Annotated in this window: 7 protein-coding genes; all 7 read right to left on the reverse strand. The window is 73.3% G+C overall.

Annotated elements, in window-relative coordinates; genetic code table 11:
- Nucleotides 1–10: 10 nt before the first annotated feature.
- Nucleotides 11–697, reverse strand: coding sequence for a 4'-phosphopantetheinyl transferase family protein (locus ACFCX4_RS03515; RefSeq protein ID WP_376138549.1), 687 nt, complete (start codon nucleotides 695–697; stop codon nucleotides 11–13).
- A gap of 91 nt (nucleotides 698–788) precedes the next feature.
- Nucleotides 789–1,274, reverse strand: coding sequence for a nuclear transport factor 2 family protein (locus ACFCX4_RS03520; RefSeq protein ID WP_376138551.1), 486 nt, complete (start codon nucleotides 1,272–1,274; stop codon nucleotides 789–791).
- Between the two features lie 57 nt (nucleotides 1,275–1,331).
- Nucleotides 1,332–3,497 carry an MMPL family transporter gene (locus ACFCX4_RS03525; protein ID WP_376138553.1) on the reverse strand — a complete coding sequence of 722 codons (2,166 nt, stop codon included), beginning with the start codon at nucleotides 3,495–3,497 and terminating at the stop codon, nucleotides 1,332–1,334.
- Nucleotides 3,494–4,900, reverse strand: coding sequence for a flavin-containing monooxygenase (locus tag ACFCX4_RS03530; RefSeq protein WP_376138555.1), 1,407 nt, complete (start codon nucleotides 4,898–4,900; stop codon nucleotides 3,494–3,496). The genes ACFCX4_RS03525 and ACFCX4_RS03530 overlap by 4 nt, the downstream gene beginning before the upstream one ends.
- 48 nt (nucleotides 4,901–4,948) lie before the next feature.
- Nucleotides 4,949–7,477: a KR domain-containing protein gene (locus ACFCX4_RS03535; protein ID WP_376138557.1), complete on the reverse strand. Its 2,529-nt coding sequence runs from the start codon at nucleotides 7,475–7,477 to the stop codon at nucleotides 4,949–4,951.
- 7 nt (nucleotides 7,478–7,484) lie between these two features.
- A complete protein-coding gene (locus ACFCX4_RS03540) occupies nucleotides 7,485–15,320 on the reverse strand; it encodes a cytochrome P450 (RefSeq protein ID WP_376138559.1) in 7,836 nt (2,611 codons plus the stop codon).
- A gap of 5 nt (nucleotides 15,321–15,325) precedes the next feature.
- Entirely contained in the window at nucleotides 15,326–16,780 is a 1,455-nt protein-coding gene (locus ACFCX4_RS03545; protein ID WP_376138561.1) for an acyltransferase domain-containing protein, read from the reverse strand.
- Between the last annotated feature and the right edge of the window lie 650 nt (nucleotides 16,781–17,430).

Here is a 17,430-nt window from a genome sequence, read left to right on the forward strand (position 1 = left end):
GGCGCCCGCCTCAGCCCAGGGTGTGGCGCAGCCGGTACGGGACCGCCGTGGACGGGCTCCGCACGGCGAGCGCGGCGGCGTGGCGGGGCCCGGCGGGCAGGTCGGCGACGGCCCAGCCGGACGGCCGGCGGCCGGGGTCCCCGGTGCCCAGGTAGTCGGCGGCGGGCGGCCGGCCGAGCCCGACGCCGAGTCCCTTGAGGTAGGCCTCCTTGCGGGTCCACAGCCTGGCGAAGGCGCCGGGGCGCTCGTCCGGGCGCAGTCCGGCCAGTTCGGACCGCTCGGCCGGGTGCATCACGGCGGAGAGCGTCTCGACGCTGCCGGGCTCCGGCAGCGGCTCCACGTCCACCCCCACCGGGACCGCGGCGAGGCCGATGAGCACCCGGCCGCCGCCGTGCGAGAGCGAGAAGTGCGGGGCGTCACGGCCGGCCAGCCGGGGCCGGCCGTGCGGCCCCGCGCAGTCGGGGCACGGCTCCCGGGCGAAGACCAGCGCCGCCGGGTCGGTCCCCAGGTGCCGCCCGAGGACGTGCCGCAGGGCCACGTGCGCGGCGAGGTAGACGGCCCGGTCCGCGGCACGGACGAACCGGGCGGCCCGTCCGTGCTCCTCCTCGTCGAGGCCGCGCAGCTCGGCGGGGCCCACCGGCACGGCGGCGGCGTCGAGCAGCCAGAGCGCGGCGCCCTCCCGGTCCCGCGGGTCCATCCCTGCCTCCTGTTCGCTCCCCCCGGACGTGCCGCGGGCGGTCCGGGGGGAAGCCGGACCGCCCGCGTTCGCGCCCCGCGCGGGGCACCCTTCACCTGCCCGCGCGCGCCTCGCGGAACGGGCCGGTCTCGCCCACCGGCTCGGCGACGGCCGCCTCGACGCCCTGCCGCCCGAGCTTCTCCAGCACCGTCTCCAGCAGCTCGGTGTCGCAGTAGATGTGCAGCTCGGTGATCTTGCCCCACTTGATCCGGACCACGTGCACGCCCTGGTTCGAGTACTGGTTGCCCTCGCGGTCGGTGAGGTGGTCGACCCACTCGGCGAAGGCCACGGTGTCCCACGGCCAGCCCTTGGCGACGACCTTCTTCAGCTCGAAGCGCAGGTCGGGGATGACCTCCGCCAGCCGGTCGTACCACCGCTGGATCTGCTCGGTGGTCCGGCGCCCGCCCGAGAGGGCGTGCTGGCCGGAGAACCAGTGCTCCGCGTCGGGGGTGAACTGCCGCACGATGGCGGCGTAGTTGCCGCGGTTGACCTCGGCGAAGGAGTTGCGGAGGTTGCGCCGGACGATGGCGTGGTACACGTTTCCACCTCTGGTCGTAGTGGTGACGGTCGTTAGTGGTGACGGTGCGTCAGAACCTTACGACTTCTCGACGGCCAGCGGCGGTGCCCCGCCCTCGCGGAGCCCGAAGCGTTCGTACAGCCACCGCAGCGGTGCCGGCGCCCACCAGTTCCAGCGGCCGAGCAGGCGCATCAGCGAGGGCACCAGCAGCGCCCGGACGATGGTGGCGTCCAGCAGCACGCCCAGCGCGGTGCCGAGGCCGAGCTCCTTGATGAACACGATCTCGGAGGTGGCCAGCGCGCCCAGCGCGACGCAGAACAGCACGGCGGCGGCCGTGACGACCCGCCCGGTGCGGCCCAGGCCCTGGGCCACCGACTCGGTCTCGCCGGCCCCGGCGTCGCGCGCCTCCTTGATCCGGGCGAGCAGGAACACCCCGTAGTCGGTGGAGAGCCCGAAGACCATCGCGAACAGCAGCACCGGCTGGGTGGCGTCCAGGGCGTGCTGCGTGTCGGCGCCGAACAGCCCGGCGCCGTGGCCCCACTGGAAGACGAGGACCAGGATGCCGAAGGTCGCGGCGAGGGTGAGCAGGTTCATCACCACGGCCTTGAGCGGCAGCACCAGCGAGCCCGTCATCAGCAGCAGCACCAGCATGCTGCTGAGGAAGACGATCAGCGCGGCGGCCGGCAGCCGGCCGGTGAGGCTGTCCTTGAGGTCGACGAAGGTCGCGGTCTGCCCGCCGACCAGGACCTCGTCCTGTCCGGAGAGCGCGCGCACGTCCTTGACCAGGGTCTGGCTCCCCTCGCTGAGACCGGGCTCCTCGGGGACCGCCCGGAGCAGCCAGGTGTCGCCGTTCAGCTGCGCGGGCGGGGTGACCGAGGCGGCACCGGGCAGCGCGGCGATGTCGGCGCGCAGCGCGTCCATCCGCACCTGCGCCGCGCCGTGGTCGCCGCCCCCGGTGACGACCACGACCTGGATGGACTCCAGCGGGTCGGCGGGGAAGTCCGCGCGGAGCGTGTCGGCGACCGACCGGCTGCTCGCGCCGGTGGGCAGCGAGGCGGGGCCGACGGTGGTGAACGCGACCTTCAGGAAGGGGAGTCCGAGCGCCACCAGCAGCGCGCTCGCGGCGATCGCGACCAGCGGGGCCCGCCGCATCACGGCGCGGGCCATCCCGAACCAGCCGCCTTCGGTGTCCTCCGGCGCCTCCAGCGAGCGGCGCCAGCGGGCGGGGGCGAGGAAGTCGATGTGCCGGCCGAGCAGCCGCAGCACCGGTGGCAGCACCAGCAGCGCGACCAGCAGCGCGGAGGCGGAGACCAGCAGGCCGCCGACCGCCATCGAGTAGAGGAAGCGCTGGCGGAAGACGAACAGCGAGGCCATCGCGACGCTCACGGTCAGCGAGCTGAACAGGATGGTGCGGCCGGCGGTGTGCAGGGTGACCCTGATCGCCCGGTCGACGTCCGGCTCGATCGCCATCTCGTTGCGGAAGCGGGAGACGATCAGCAGGCTGTAGTCGATGGCGAGGCCGAGGCCCAGCGCGGTCACCAGGTTGAGCGAGAAGATCGACATCGGGGTGAACTGGTCCACCACCCGCAGGCCCAGCAGGGTGAGGAGGACGTTGAGGCCGCCGATGACCAGCGGCAGCGCGGAGGCCACCAGACTGCGGAAGATCCACAACGACAGCAGGAACAGCACCGGGAAGGCGAGGAGTTCGGCCCGCTGCAGGTCGTGCTGCACGGTGCTGACCACCTGGTTGCCGACCACCTCGCTGCCGCCCAGCCGAACGGCCGGGTCGCCGTGGAGGGCGTCGGACAGCCGGTCGACGGCGTCCTGGTACCGGTCCTGCGCGTCGTCCTTGAGCCGGCCGACCACGATGGTGCGCTGCCCGTCCCTGGAGACCAGGCTCGGGTCCTGCGAGGTGTAGTACGTCAGGACGTCGGCGAACACGGGGTCGCCGGACATCAGCGCGGCGACCTTCCCGACCTCCTCGCGGGTGCGCGGGTCGTCCACCGGGGCGCCGGTGCCGACGAGGGCGATGATGCCGCCGTCGCTCTGGATGCCGGTGGCCGCGCCGATCCGGTCGTCGGCCCGGACGCTGCCCGATCCCGGGGTGACGAAGTCCGGGTTGCCGCCGGTCAGCGATGTGACGACGGGTGCGCCGAAGACGGCCGCGAGCGCGGCCACCACGACGGCGCACAGCACCATCACCCGGGCGTGCCGGTTCGCCAGCCGAACGATCAGGTCCATCATGCGTGGCTCCTCAGCCGGTTCGCCGCCGGCGCGTTGGCCTTCTCCGCGGGAGCCTCGCCGCGCACCGGGGCCGGCGGTTCGGTGTTCATCCGGCGCACGAGCCTGCGCAGCAGCGCCCGGTAGGAGAAGTGCTCGACCTGGAGCCAGTGCCGCTCGGAGTCGTAGTACTGGATGCCGCCGTTCAGCTGGGCCGCCGCCATCGGCGTGGCCTTGTCCCGCTTGAACCAGGCGGCCCGCTGCGGGTCGGTGCGCAGCAGGTGCAGGTAGCGGGCCATGAGCTGGGACTGGTAGTCCATGATCGGCCAGTTGCCGGTGGAAGTCTGGAAATATCCGATGACGAAAAGGTTGTCGTATTCGGGGTGGAAGGCGCTGAGGTGCAACTGCGGAGTGCGCCCGCCCCAGTTCAGGTACTTGCGGTCGATGAAGGGGAATTCGGTCATCCGGTACCCGGTGGCGTAGACGATGACGTCGTACGCCTCCTCGCTGCCGTCGGTGAACTTCACCCGGTCGCCCCGCAGTTCGGCGATGTCGGGCCTGGCGTCGATGTCGCCGTGCCCCAGGTGGTAGAGCAGCGTCGAGTTGATGACGAAATGCTCCTCCAGCAACTTGTGTGACGGCTTGGGCAGTCCGTACTGCTCGGGCCGTCCGGCACTGTTGAGCCGCAGGAAGAGATTACCGAAGAAGCGCACCACGGGCCGGGGCATGCGCCATTTCAGGACGTTCTCGTACAGCACGTCCGTGGGCATCCCGAACAGGTACTTCGGCCAGTAGTAGCAGCCGCGGCGGACGCTCAGCGAGGTCGAGGCGGCGTTCTGCGAGGACTCCACGGCGATGTCGCAGCCCGACGTCCCGCCGCCGACCACCAGCACCCGCTTGCCGCGCAGCGGCCCGGGGTCGCGGTACTCGCAGGAGTGGAGGACCTCCCCGTCGAACTTCCCCGGGTACTCCGGGTACCGGGGGCTCCAGTTGTGACCGTTGGCGATCACCACCCCGGCGTACCGGCGCACTTCGCCCCCGTCGAGGGTGACGAACCAGTCCGGCGAGCCGTCCCGGCGCTCGATCCCCTCGACCGTGCGGCCGAACTGGACGTGCTCCTGGACGCCGAAGCGCTCGGAGTACGCGCGCAGGTAGGCGTGCGCGTGCTCGCGGCCGAGGTAGGTCGGGAAGTGCGCCGGTATCGGGAAGTCGTCGTACTGGATGTACGGCTTGGACGTGATGAGGTGCACCGAGTCGTAGGCGGCGCTGTAGGTGTTGCCGCCGTACCAGTTGCCGCCGACGTCGTCGGCGCGCTCGATCACGTCGAACTCGATGCCGAACTCCCGCAGGTTCTTGCCGGCGGCCAGGCCGCCCGCCCCGGCGCCCACGACGCAGTAGGCGTTCGACCGGTCCACGATCGTGGTCAACGGATCCCCCTGGTGGTGTCTTGTCGTGCCCTCCGGCACGGTGGATGGTCAGCGGTAACGCAGGCCCGTCAGCTGGAGCACGGGCGGACCGTCCCGGTCGTCCGCGGCCCGCCCGCGGCCGGCCCAGTCACGGCCGGTCCAGTCGCGGCCGTCCGGGGTGCCGACCAGCAGCGCGGCACCGGCGGTGGCCGGCGGCCCGGAGCGCAGCCGCTCCGCCGTGAGCCGGCGCGCACCCGCGGCGCCCCCGGCCCCGGCCTGGACCAGCCAGGCGGCGCGCAGCACGTTCTCCAGCTGGTTGAGCGGAAGGGCCGAGCCCGGCGCCGGCGAGGCCAGCAGCAGGTCCGCCGTGCGGCCCGGCTCCACCCGGCCGTGCACCCGGCCGGTGGCCGCCTCCCGCCGCCAGGCCGCCAGCCGGAAGGCGTGCCCGGTCCAGCCGAGCGCCCCGCCGCGCACCGACGGCACCCCGTCCCCGCCGTCCGGCACCGGCTCCGCACCCGCCCCGCCGTCCGGACCGGCCGGTGGGGCCGCGTCCCGGTAGACCAGCCCGGCGGCGGCCAGCCGCCGGCCGTCCCGCTCCAGGGTCACCGCGACCCGCCAGGAGCCGTCCGGCTCCCACCGGCCCTCGGCGTGCCGGACCAGCTCCGCCGTCCGGCGGCCGGGGCCGACCCGAAGCTCCGGCAACTCCACTTCCAGATCCACGAGTTCGGCGAAGCGCAGCCGGTCGCCCTGCTCTGGCAGCACCCAGTCGCCGGCCGCCCGCAGGTACTCCAGGCAGAGCGAGACCGGCAGCGCCGGCTCGCCGTCCACCCGGACGTCCTCGCAGCACGGCAGTTCCTCCGCCCGCAGCGAGTGCGCCGTGGTGAGCGCCCCGTACGGCCGGAAGTGCAGCGGCTCGCCCAGGTAGTGGCGGGCGGCGGCCAGCCGCTCGATGCCCGGCAGCCCGGTGTCCTGCTGGTAGCCGCGCAGCACGGACGGCAGCATCGCCGGACCGACGTCGCCGATGAACGTGGACTCGCCGGTGCCGCCGGAGAACAGCTCGCGCTTCCAGTGGTACAGGCCCTCGCGGACGTCCACCGCCGACATGTAGCGCAGGGTGGCCTCGTAGTTGGTGATCATCCCGAGGCGTTCCCAGGTCGGCCAGCAGACCGTGGACACCGGGGTGCGCCCGGTCCGTCCGGGCTGCTCGCCGTCCTGCGAGGCCCAGAGCCCGAGCCGGCTCAGCGCCTCGTTGGCGGCGCCGTAGTCGAGCTGGCCGACCATGCCGCCCCAGCGGCCGGTCAGCGAGCCGACGCTGCTGAAGAACACCGGCGACGGCCGCTCGCCCACCGCCCGCAGCAGGTTGAGGAAGCCCCCGACCTTGACCCGGACGACCAGCGAGACGATCTGCTCGGTCTTGCCCGGCAGCCGCACCGGGACGTCGACCCCGGCGTTGTGGACGACGCCCGCCAGCCGGTCGCCGGCCTCGCCGACCAGCCGGGCGACCTGCTCCGGGTCGGTGATGTCGCACTGCACGTAGTCGATCCGCAGACCGTCCGCGCGGGCCGCGGCGAGGTTGGCCCACAGTTCGCGCTCCTGGGCCAGCTTCTCCAGCTCGGCGCGGACCTGCGGTACCCGCCGGCCCGCCACCGCCTCGCGCAGCCGGTCGTCCCGGTACCGGCGGAAGTCCGGCTCGGTCAGCGCCAGCGCCGGGACGGCGTCCGCGTCGGGGGCCGCGCCGCGGCCGCTGACCACGACGCGGGCGCCGAAGTCCTCGGCCAGCGAGCGGGCCAGCGCGTGGCCGATGCCGCGCCCGCCGCCGGACATCACCACCGTGTCGCCGGGCCGCAGCCCCCGCTCCGGCGGGGCGGGCTGCGCGTGCCGGGCCCGCAGGCTGTAGCGGCGCCCGGCCCGGTGGCCGATCTCGAACGCGCCCCAGCGGTACAGCTCCCGGCTCACCAGGTCGGCGGTCTCGTGGACCGGCAGTCCGGCGGCGAGGTCGAGGATCCGGATGTTGCAGTTGGGCACCTCCCGGGGGAGGCCCTTGGCCAGCCCGGCCCACAGACCGCCGAGCGGCTGCTCGACCGGGTCCGGGCCGAAGCCCATCCGGCCGCCCAGCCGGGTGACCGGCAGGTAGAAGAGCCGGTTGGCGTCGGTCTCGGCCACCCAGTCCGCGAAACAGGCCTGGAGCATCGCGAAGGTCTGCCGGAACGGCGCCTCCCAGGCGTCCGGTCCGCCGTGGCCGAAGGGCTCCTCCAGGTTGAGGTCGACGATCCCGTCGATCCGCCCGGCGGCCGCGTACAGGGCGGCGGCGTCCCCGGCGAAGCCGCCCCGCCGCCCCTCGGCGGGCGGGGCGAGCCGGTGCACGACCGCCCCGGCGGCGGTCAGCGCCGCGCCGACCGCGGCGGCGGTGGCCTCCCGGCCACCGACCACCGCGATCGAGCGTCCGCGCAGTCCGGGGGCGGCGCCCGGCGGGAGCGCGGCGGTCTCCACCGGCTCCCACACGTGGCGCCGCACCGGGCGCACCGATCCGTCCTGCGGGTACTCCACCACCGGCGGGGCCAGGGCCTCCGCGAGGGTGATCGGTTCCTTGAGTGTCATCGGCGTGTCATCGCTTCCTGGGCTCCGCGACGAGGCGGATGCCGTCCACCGGGCGGAAGGAGACCAGCGTCCCCAGCGTGAGCGGGTGGTCGGGGACCACCCGCAGCCGGAAGCGCTGGGCCACCATGGCGAGCGTCAGGTGCGTCTGCACCAGCGCCATCTGGTTGCCGATGCACTTGCGCTGGCCGCCGCCGAACGGGAAGTAGGCGTACCGGGGCTGCTGGGCGCGGTTCTTCTCGGAGAACCGCTCCGGGTCGAAGCGCTCCGGGTCGACCCAGTAGTCCGGGTGCCGGTGGGTGACGTAGGGGACCATGAAGACGCTGCCGCCGGCCGGCACGTGCCAGCCGTTGACGTCGTCCTCCCCGACGGCGTCGCGCGGGTACACCCAGATCGGCGGGTGCAGCCGCAGCGTCTCGTCGGTGACCATCCGGGCGTAGGGCAGGTCGGGCAGGTCCTCGATGGTGGGCGTGCGCCCGCCGAGCACCCGCTCGACCTCCTCGTGCAGCTTCTCCTGCGCCTGCGGGTCCTTGGCCAGTTCGTACAGCGCCCAGGCCAGACCGGTGCCGGTGGTCTCGTGACCGGCCATGAAGACCGTCATGATCTCGTCCCGGACCTGCTGACGGGTCCACTCGCCGCCGCTCTCGTCGCGCGCCTGCAGGAGCAGGCTGACCAGGTCGGTCAGCCCCTCGTGCCGGCCCGCCCGGTGGGCCTCGACGATGTCGTCCACGACCTCGTACATCACCCGGCGCGCCTGGCGGATGCGCCGGTTGTACGGGATCGGCACGAACTCGGGGGTCAGCTGGTTGAGCGTGCCGCGGAAGACCATGGCCTCGATGGAGGTGACCATCGCCGGCCCCACCTTGTCGCTGAGCGGGTGGAGGTCGGTGTCGAACATGACCTTGCCGAGGGCGCCGAGGGTGAGGTCCATCATCTCCGGCACCACGTCGATGCCGTCCCGGCCGGCCGCCGCCTGCTCCCACCGGTCCAGGACCAGCGCGGTGGAGTCGGTCATGGTGGTCGCCATGTTGTCGATGGCGGTCTTGTGGAACAGCGGGTTGACGACCCGGCGGTGCTGCTTCCACTCCTCGCCGTCGAGCGTGAGCAGGCCCATGCCCATGAAGATCTTGAACGCGTCGTAGCCCTTGCCGCGGACGTAGTTCTGGTTGTTGTCCTGCAGCACGTACCGGATGTTGTCCGGGTGGTAGTTGAGGTGGACGGTGAAGTAGCCCAGCGGCAGCTTGACCATGTCGCCGTACGAGCGGTTCAGCTCGGTGAACAGGGCGGGCGCGTTGCGCTGGAACTTCCGCAGGTTGCCGGGGACGGTGCGGATGCCCCGCGGCCCCGGAGCGGGGCGGGCGAGCCGCGGGGCGGCGGGCGCGGGGCGGCGCGAGGGGCGCGCCGCCCTCCGCTCCACCGCCGTGCCCGGCGCCGGGTCCGCCCCGGTGTGCACGGCCGGGGCCGTGTCCGCGGCCGTGGCCGCGTCGTCGGCCGTGTTCACGGCCCTGTTCCGGTCGGTGCCCGTGGCGTCGTGGGGGGTCACCGGCGTCGGCCCACCAGCCGCGCCGGCCTCAGCTTTTCCCATCGGGGCCACCACCTCACCGATCTCGGCGGCGGGAGCCGCCGCGCCGTCGGCGGACGGCCGGGCCGGGACCGCCCCGGCCACCTCCGCCGGGGTCAGGAACCTTCCGGTACTGCGGTCCAGATAGCCCATCAGCGTCCAGTCCAGGTCCTTCATCTGGAGCAGGATCCGCCCGTCCGGCCGGACCGCCACGAAGCGGTTGCCGCGGCCCGCGTTCCGGCCGTCCGCCTCCGCGTCGGGCAGCACCGCGTACAGGTCGAGCCGCCCGTGGCGCTGCGCGACCTGGGCGTCCCCGCCGTGCTCGTAGACGTCGATCCGGCCGATGCCCAGGGGGGCGGCCAGCGGGATCAGGTCGCCGTCGACCAGGGCGAGCACCCCGGTCCTGGCCAGCCCGTCGAGCAGCACCACCGGGATCCCGAAGCTCCCGAAGACCCGGTGGTCGGCGGGGAGTTCGAGGTTGTAGGTGGCCCGCTTGCCGTCCGGGTGCAGCCGGGTGTCGGTGGTCGACACGAACAGGTCCGTCAGCAGCACCGGCGAACCCGGGATGTGGTACGGATCCGGGACGGAGGTCTCCGCCGCCGGGTGCCAGGCCTTCCAGTGCGGCGCCTCCGGCAGGTCGCCCGCCATCAGCACCCGCACCTCGAAGTGCAGCCGGTCCTTCACGAGGACGGTGCCGTTGGGCGCCACCACGTCGTGCGTGATCCGCACCGCCACCACCGCCTGGCCGAGGTCCGGCCGGCGCTCCACGACCTCGGCGCGGATCTTCTTCCGCAGCCCGGCCCGGTCCGTCTCGCGGACCTTGAGGAAGTGGTGGAACCGCAGGTCCTCGAAGGCGTAGACGGTGAGGTCCGGCACCAGCCAGGAGGCCGCCTCGAAGGCGATCTCGGTGACGAACGTCCCCGGCAGGGTGGGCGTCTCGCCGACCTTGTGGTGGCGCAGGTAGTCGTCCTTCTCCAGGTCGAAGACCCGCTCGAAGGTGACCGCGTCGGCCGTCCGCTCCAGCACCTCACCGAGGTAGAACGGCAGGGCCGGCGGCTCCCCGGCGGCCCGCTCCGGCTCCGGCAGCTCCACCCGTTCCTCGACGTCCGAACCACCGCGCGGCACACCCGGGTTGAGGAACCCGGGCAGCAGCCGGTCGACCGCCCGCCGCTCCGCGTCACCGAGGTGCACGGTGTACGGCGAGGGCTTGACCAGGTTGAGCTCGCGGATGAAGTGGTGCACGCCCTCCGCGGTGCTCATCGCGGAGTACAGGCCGCTCTTCTCGAAGTACGCCTTGGTCAGCTCGTTCGCGCCCAGGCCCACCTCGCCCCACAGGGTCCACCCGACGGTGAACTCGTGGGTGCCCAGCACCTGGTGGTGGTAGGTCGCCGCGGCCCCGAGGAAGTCGTTGCCCGAGGCGTAGTCCGCCTCCCCCACCTGGCCGGTCATGCCCAGCAGCGAACCGAAGTTGCACCAGGCGCGCGGCGGCCGGCCCCGCAGGGCGTGCTTGAGGTTGAAGTACCCCAGCACCTTCAGGTCGCGCACCTGCCGGAACTCCGCCAGGCTCTTGGTCGCGATCGGCGCCGAACGGTTCAGCCCCGCCGCGTTGACGAGCAGGTCGATCCGCCCGGCCTCGGCGTGGATCCGGTCCATCGCGGCCGTCACCTGGTCGCGGTCGGTCACGTCGCAGGGCACGTAGTGCACCGCGCCCGCGCCACTGTGCTCGGCGATCCGGCGCAGGTTCGCCCGGATCACCCGGGCCTGGCCGATCCGCTCGTACGCGCGGTTGAGCTGCGCGGGGTTGCGGCCGGTCCGCAGCGCGAGCTGCTTGCGGATGTAGTCGGCGCGGCCCTTGGCGAAGGCCTCGTCGTCCAGCTCCAGGTACTCGGCCGGGTGGGAGTCCACCGGGTTGCTGCCGAGCACGTACACCGTGGGCCGGAAGTGCCGGGCCACCTCGGCCAGCAGCTCGGCGGTGATGCCCCGCCCGCCGCCGACCGCGACCACGACGCTGTCGGGCCCGAGCGCCGCCTCGCCCGGCGGCACCAGCTCGCCCGGCTCCTCGGCGAGGGTGACGGTCAGCCGCCGCCCGCCGTCGTAGAAGGCCGACGGCACCCCGCGCCGGAACGCGGACTCCCGGGTCGCCTGGGCGACCCCGGTGGCGGCCTCCCGGGCGTCGGTGACCAGGGCGTACGTGACGCAGTGCGGCGCGTACTCCAGGTGGATCACCTTGAACAGACCGATGAACATGCCCGTGAACGGGTGCGGGGTCCGGTCGGTCGTGGCCCCGAGGAACAGGCCCACGACGCTCGCGCCGCCGGCCTCGTCGGCCAGCGCCCCGTGCCGCTGCTGCACCGTCAGGAACACCAGCTCGTGCAGGGCGCCGAACGCCTCCGCCTCCGCCGGTCCCGCCGTCTTCGCGCCGGACAGGTCGGTGACCACCCGGACGTGCCGGATCCGCCGCTGCGGGTCCGCCTCGTCCAGTAGCCCCTGGAGGGCGTCGGCGTCCGGCACGTGCCGGACCCCGGGACCGCCGGGCACCGTGGAGAGCACCAGGGTGCCCGCCGGGGCCCCGGCCGCCCGCACCGTCTCGGGACGGTCGGTCAGCACGACGGTCGGCTCCGCGGGCCAGAACGGCACCTCGGCGCGGACCGGCTCGCCCGGCGTCGGGGTCAGCCCGGGAACGTGCCGGGTGATCACCAGCGGGTGCCGGTCGTCGTAGTGCCGCTCGTCGTAGAAGGCGGACGGCACCTGGGTGCCGTCCTCCGCCTGCGGCGCCGCCGCGACCGGGGCGGAGACCCGCACGGTGAGGTCCGGCGCGCCGTTCTCGCCGCGGCAGACCACCAGCGCGTCCCGCTCGGCCGGCTCCTTGGCGAGCGCCTGGAGGATGCCGATCGCACCCTCGGCGCCCAGGTAGCACGCCTCCCGGTCGCTCCGCACGGCGCCGCACTCGATGGCCGGCACGGACGACGCCGGCGGCTCGTCGGGGCACGGCGTGTCCAGGTAGCCGAGCACCTCCAGGCCGGCGGCCGCGGCGGTCTCCTCGGTCACCAGGGCGAACAGGAAGGCGCCCTCGGCCAGGACGCTGCCGCCGTCGAGGGCCTCGTCCAGCAGCTCGCGCACCTCGTCGGTGCTGTTGCCGTTGATGCCGCCGACCAGCGCCATCGTCAGCTCGCCCTGCCGCAGGTAGCGGATGGCCACGTCGATCGCGCTCAGGGTCGAGGTGAACCCCGTGTCGACCGTCATGTTGAGGCCCTTGAGGTCGAAGTAGTTCGCGACCCGGGCCGGGATGACGTTCGGCATCATGCCGGGGAAGGAGTCCTCGTTGGACGGCGGGACCAGCCGCCGGACCTCCGTCCTCAGCAGCTCCATCGCCCTCGGCAGCCAGGGCGCCGAGGCCAGCGACGGGTCGGCCTCCAGGGCGATGGTGAGGTCGTCCAGGTAGCAGCGCAGCGCGTAGAGCGTCGCGTTGCGGGTCGCCCCGAGGTGGCCGAGCACCACGCCGGTCGTCTCGCTGTTGTCCTCCCAGAACGACCCCAGGCCGTCCCGCAGCCGGTGGGCGCACTTGAGGATCATCAGCTGGCAGCGGTCGATGCCCCGCATCATGCCGGGGGGCATCCGCACCTGCTTGAACGACGGCAGCGGATAGGTGTCGCCGAAGGAGACGTCCTCCGGCCCCGCCTTGCCCAGCCAGGAGGCCAGGTCGTCGGCGGTCTCGGTGCCCGGCACGTGCGCGGTCCGGGCGACGATCGCGATCCGCTGCGGCCGTTCCTGCCGCGCCGCCGCGGCCGGTCCGGCGACCCGGGCCGCACCCGCGGCCGGCGGGTCCTGGACCACCAGGTGGGCGTTGGTCCCGCCGAAGCCGAACCCGGAGACGGCGGCCGTGCGGCGGCGGTCGCCGCGCGGCCACGGCACCGCCTCGGTCGGGACGACCAGGTTGGAGGTGCCGATCGCGAAGTCCGCCGGGGTCTCGGTGAACCGGTGCTGCGGAGGGATCACGTCGTGCCGGAAGCCCAGCACGACCTCGATCAGCGAGGCCACGCCGGCGGCCCAGCCGGTGTGCCCGATCACGGACTTGTTGGAGGTGACCACCACCGGCGCCCGGCCGGGCTCGTGACCGCCCAGCGTCTCCCGCAGGGTGGTGAACTCCGCCAGGTCGCCCGCCGGGGTGCCGGTGGCGTGCGCGACGATCCAGTCCGGCCACACGCCGTCCATGCCCGGCCGGTCCAGCGCGCGCCGGATCGCCAGCTTCTGGCCGGCCGCGCTCGGCGCGTAGATCGCCTTGCCCTTGCCGTCGGAGGACGAACCGAAGCTGCGCAGGGTGGCCAGCACCCGGTCGCCGTCCCGGCGGGCCTTGCCCAGCCGCTTGAGCACGACGGTGGCGGCGCCGTCCGAGAACAGCACGCCGTCGCTCGCCGTGTCGAGCGAACGGACCTCGCCGCTCACCGACAGGCCGTTGAGCTTGGCGAACAGGATCGAGCCGCGCGGGCCCACCGCGAACGAGCCGCTGCAGACCGCGATGTCGTGCCGGCCCTCCAGCAGGCCCTTCAGCCCGAGGTCCACCGCGTAGAGCGAGGACGAGCATGCGGTGTCCACCAGCAGCAGCTCGGCGGAGCCCGGCAGCACGTCGCGCATCGCGTTGAGGCCGACCCGGTGCGGGAAGAACTGCAGCGGCTCGGGGCCGCTGCGCGAGTAGTGCCCGGCCAGCCGGCGCTCAAGGGCGGCGAGCGCGGTGGCACGGTCCGCCTCCGACAGGCCCAGCCCGTCCAGGATCGGCGTGATCCGGCCGAGCACACCGGCCCGGACGGTCGCCTCCTCCAGGTGCTGGCTGCCGTCGGCGGTGTAGCCGACCAGGAACGAACAGCGGTCCTCGGGACCGTGCTTGACGCCCTCCATGGCCTGCAGCAGCGAGTGCCGCAGCCACAGCGTGGTCGACTCGACGGCGTCCGGGTCGATGCCCGCCTCGGCCAGCTCGCGGGCGAGCTGCGGATGGGGCACGAAGTCGGTGATGAACGCGGAGCGCTTGGAGTACGTCTTGTCCTCGTCGCGCTTGTCGGCCGAGTGGAACTTGTCGTTGTCCCAGCGGTCCGCCGGGATCTCGACGAACCGCTCGGCGCCGTGCATCAGTTCGTGCCAGTACTCGTCGGGGTCGTTGGCCCCGGGCACCACGATGCCCATGCCGACGATGGCGATCTCGTCGTCGTCCTCGTAGCCGTCCCCGCCGGCCGCCGCGGCCCCCACCGCCGCGGCGACCGGCTCCCGGACGGGCCGCGCGGCCGGTACCGGCCGCGTGACCGGGGCGGCCTGGGCGGCCTGGGGTTCGTGGGTCCGGACCGCCGGGACGACCGGGGAGACCGTCCCTGCGGCGACCGGCGCCTGCGCCTGACGCGGCGTCACCGCCGCCTGCACGGCGGCCGTCACCGGCCCGTGCTCCCGCTCCTGCTCCTGCTCCTGCTCGCCGGACTCCCCCACCGGGATCGTCGGCGCGACCGGCTCGACGAGCGCGCGCGGCGGCGAGAGCAGGGCCTGCCCGGTGGACAGGCCGCCGTCCGCCAGGATCACCTGACCGGTGATCCAGCTCGACCGCGGCGAGGCCAGGAAGGCCACCACCTCGGCCAGCTCCTCCGGGTGGCCGAGCCGCCCCATCGGGGTGGCCTCGATGGTCGCCCGCTGCATCCGCTCGGCGTCCGGGAACAGCCCGACGACCTCGCTCTGCAGCATGCCGGCCGCGGCCGTGTTGACCCGGATCCCGTCGCGGGCGTAGTCCACCGCCAGGTAGCGGGTCATCGCCTCCACGGCCGCCTTCGCCGGTCCGCAGGCCAGGTAGTTGGCCATCACGAACTGGCCGCCGCCCAGCGTGGAGATGTTGACGATGCTGCCACCGCCCCGCCGCGCCATCAGCGCGGCGGCCCGCTGGGCGCACGCCAGCCCGCCCTTGAGGTTGGTGTCGAGCGCCCGGTCGAGCAGCTGCTCGGTGACCTCCCCGCTCGGCACCAGGGCACCGTTGGCGGCGTTGTTGACGAGGATGTCGAGCCCGCCGAAGCGCTCCTCGATCTCGTCGAACATCCGGTCGACCTGACCGCGGACGGCGACGGAGGCACGGATGACGTGCACCCGGCCGCCGGCCCGCTCGATCTCCGCCGCGGTCTCCCGGGCGGGCCCGGGCGAGTGCAGGTGGTTGATGACGACCAGCGCGCCGTCGGCGGCGAGCCGCTTGGCGATCACCTTGCCGACGTTGCGCGCCCCTCCGGTGACCAGGGCGATCTTTCCCTGAAGTTCCTGGGACATGTGACTCACACCGATCCGCCCGAGGCGATGATCAGGTCGGCGATCTTGCCCAGGGTGTTGTAGGCGGCCGGACGCACGTCGGAGGGCCGCGGCGGCAGCTCGTAGCGGTTGCCGACCCGCACCAGCAGCTCCGTCTGCTTCACCGAGTCGACGCCCAGCTCGGCCTCCAGGTCGGTGCCCTCCTCGAAGACCTCGGACGGGTACTCCAGCGCCTCGGCGTAGATGTCGGCGAGCTGGCGGACCAGGGAGTCCCGGTCCACGGCCACCGGCGCGCCCGCGGCGGCCGGCGCCGCGCTCCGCTCCTCGGTCTTCTCCTCGCTCCTGGCACCCAGGTAGGTCAGGTACGCCTCCCGGGCGAACGCCCGGACGTCCCCGCCGCGCCCGTTCCAGAACGCCTCGAAGTCCCCGGCCGGCACGTCGGACAGCAGCGCGGCCCGCAGCTGGTCGGCCGGGGAGGCACCGCCGGCGCCCGGGGTGACCGCGCCCACCGAGGCGAGCCGGTCGAGGGCCTGGCGCAGCACCGCGGCGCCGCCCGCCTCGGGCAGCAGGGTCGGCAGGGTGGTGACCGGGGTCGGGACGGTCCGGCCGGTGATCCGGCCGAGCGCGTCCAGCGCACCGCTCTCGACGAACACGGACACCCCGGAGGCCGCCAGTTCGCGCACGGTGTCACCGAAGCGCACCCGGGTGGTGAAGTGCCCGGCCAGCAGCTCGGTCAGCCGGTCGCCGTCCTCGTAGGCCCGGCCGAGGATCGGCGAGTGGACGGTGCTCTGCAGCGGCCGCTGGCGGATGTCCGCGATGCGCTCGGCGAACTTCTCCGCCGCCGGGCCGAGCAGCGGGCTGTGGAACGCGTACGGCGACTTGAGCCGGGCGAAGTCCGTCTTCAGGACGGCGGCGAGCCGGCCGATGGTGTCGAGCGTCTCCGCGCGGCCGGACAGCACGGTCTGGCCCTCGTGGTTCTCCACCGCGATGCCGCTCAGCGGGTCGCCGACGAGGTCGACCAGCTTCTGCGCCCGGTCGGCGTTGGTGCCGATGGCGGCCATGTAGGCGTCGCCCAGGCCCGCCTCGCGCAGCGCGATGCTCCGGTGGCAGACGATCTCGGCACCCTCGGCGGGGCTGAACGCGCCGGCCGCGACCAGCGCCGCGATCTCGCCCAGGCTGTGCCCGATCAGCACGTCCGGCTGCAGCCCGCGGCCCCGCAGCACGGTGTACGTCGCCGTCGAGACGGCGTAGATGGCGAGCTGGAGCGCCTCCGGGGCCTCCCGGAGGAGCTGCTCGGTGTCGGGCGTCCCGGCCGCGAACAGCAGGTCGACGGCGCGGTCGCCCAGCAGCGGACGGGCCGCGTCACCGATCTCGTCGAGGACGGGGCCGACCTCGGGGAACTCGTCCCGCAGGTCGGCGAGGGCACGGCCGTAGAAGGCTCCCTGCCCAGGAAAGAGGACGGCAATCGAAGTTTCAGGCATGATGCACACTTCCCCCAGACTCATTTGCGTGATCAGCTGCACCGGCGGTTCGCGCCACAATTCCTTGACCGAGAAGACCGTATTCATGCCCCACGACCCGAGTGAGACGATTCCGGTTAATCCTCGGTTAAATCAGGAGCGCGAACGCCGCCGAATTCGATGCCTTCGAACGCCGCACTAAATATTCGGCGCCCGGAAATGCATCAGGAGACCCCACCCGGCCGGCGCACCCCGACAGTGCGCACAAGGAGCCGAGCAACCGGCCTGCAGAGTACGGTCGTTGGGATCCGTCGACACCACACGACACCGGGCAGCCGTCGCCGCCCACGCTGCTGCACGCCAGTCGAACAAGTGGAATGACCGACCCCGGTTCCGCAATTGTCAGTCACTGCCACATTTACGCTCATCGTCCCCCATATAGCCCCGCACCGCGGCGCGGCGGCCATACACTTTCACCCTAGGAATCAGCCTGACGGGAAGTCAAGAACTTTCTTGACCGACTCGACGGTAACCAATCCTGACCTGCGGAGAAGCTTCGTCATGGTTTCGTCACAGGCCATTTTCTCCAGTTCATGACAAGTCGTGTGCCATGAAACACGGCGAAACGGAAAGCCTTCCGGACACGCCCCGCGCCACCCCTCCACGTGAAG

The organism is Kitasatospora sp. NPDC056327, from assembly GCF_042261735.1.
Taxonomy (GTDB): domain Bacteria; phylum Actinomycetota; class Actinomycetes; order Streptomycetales; family Streptomycetaceae; genus Kitasatospora.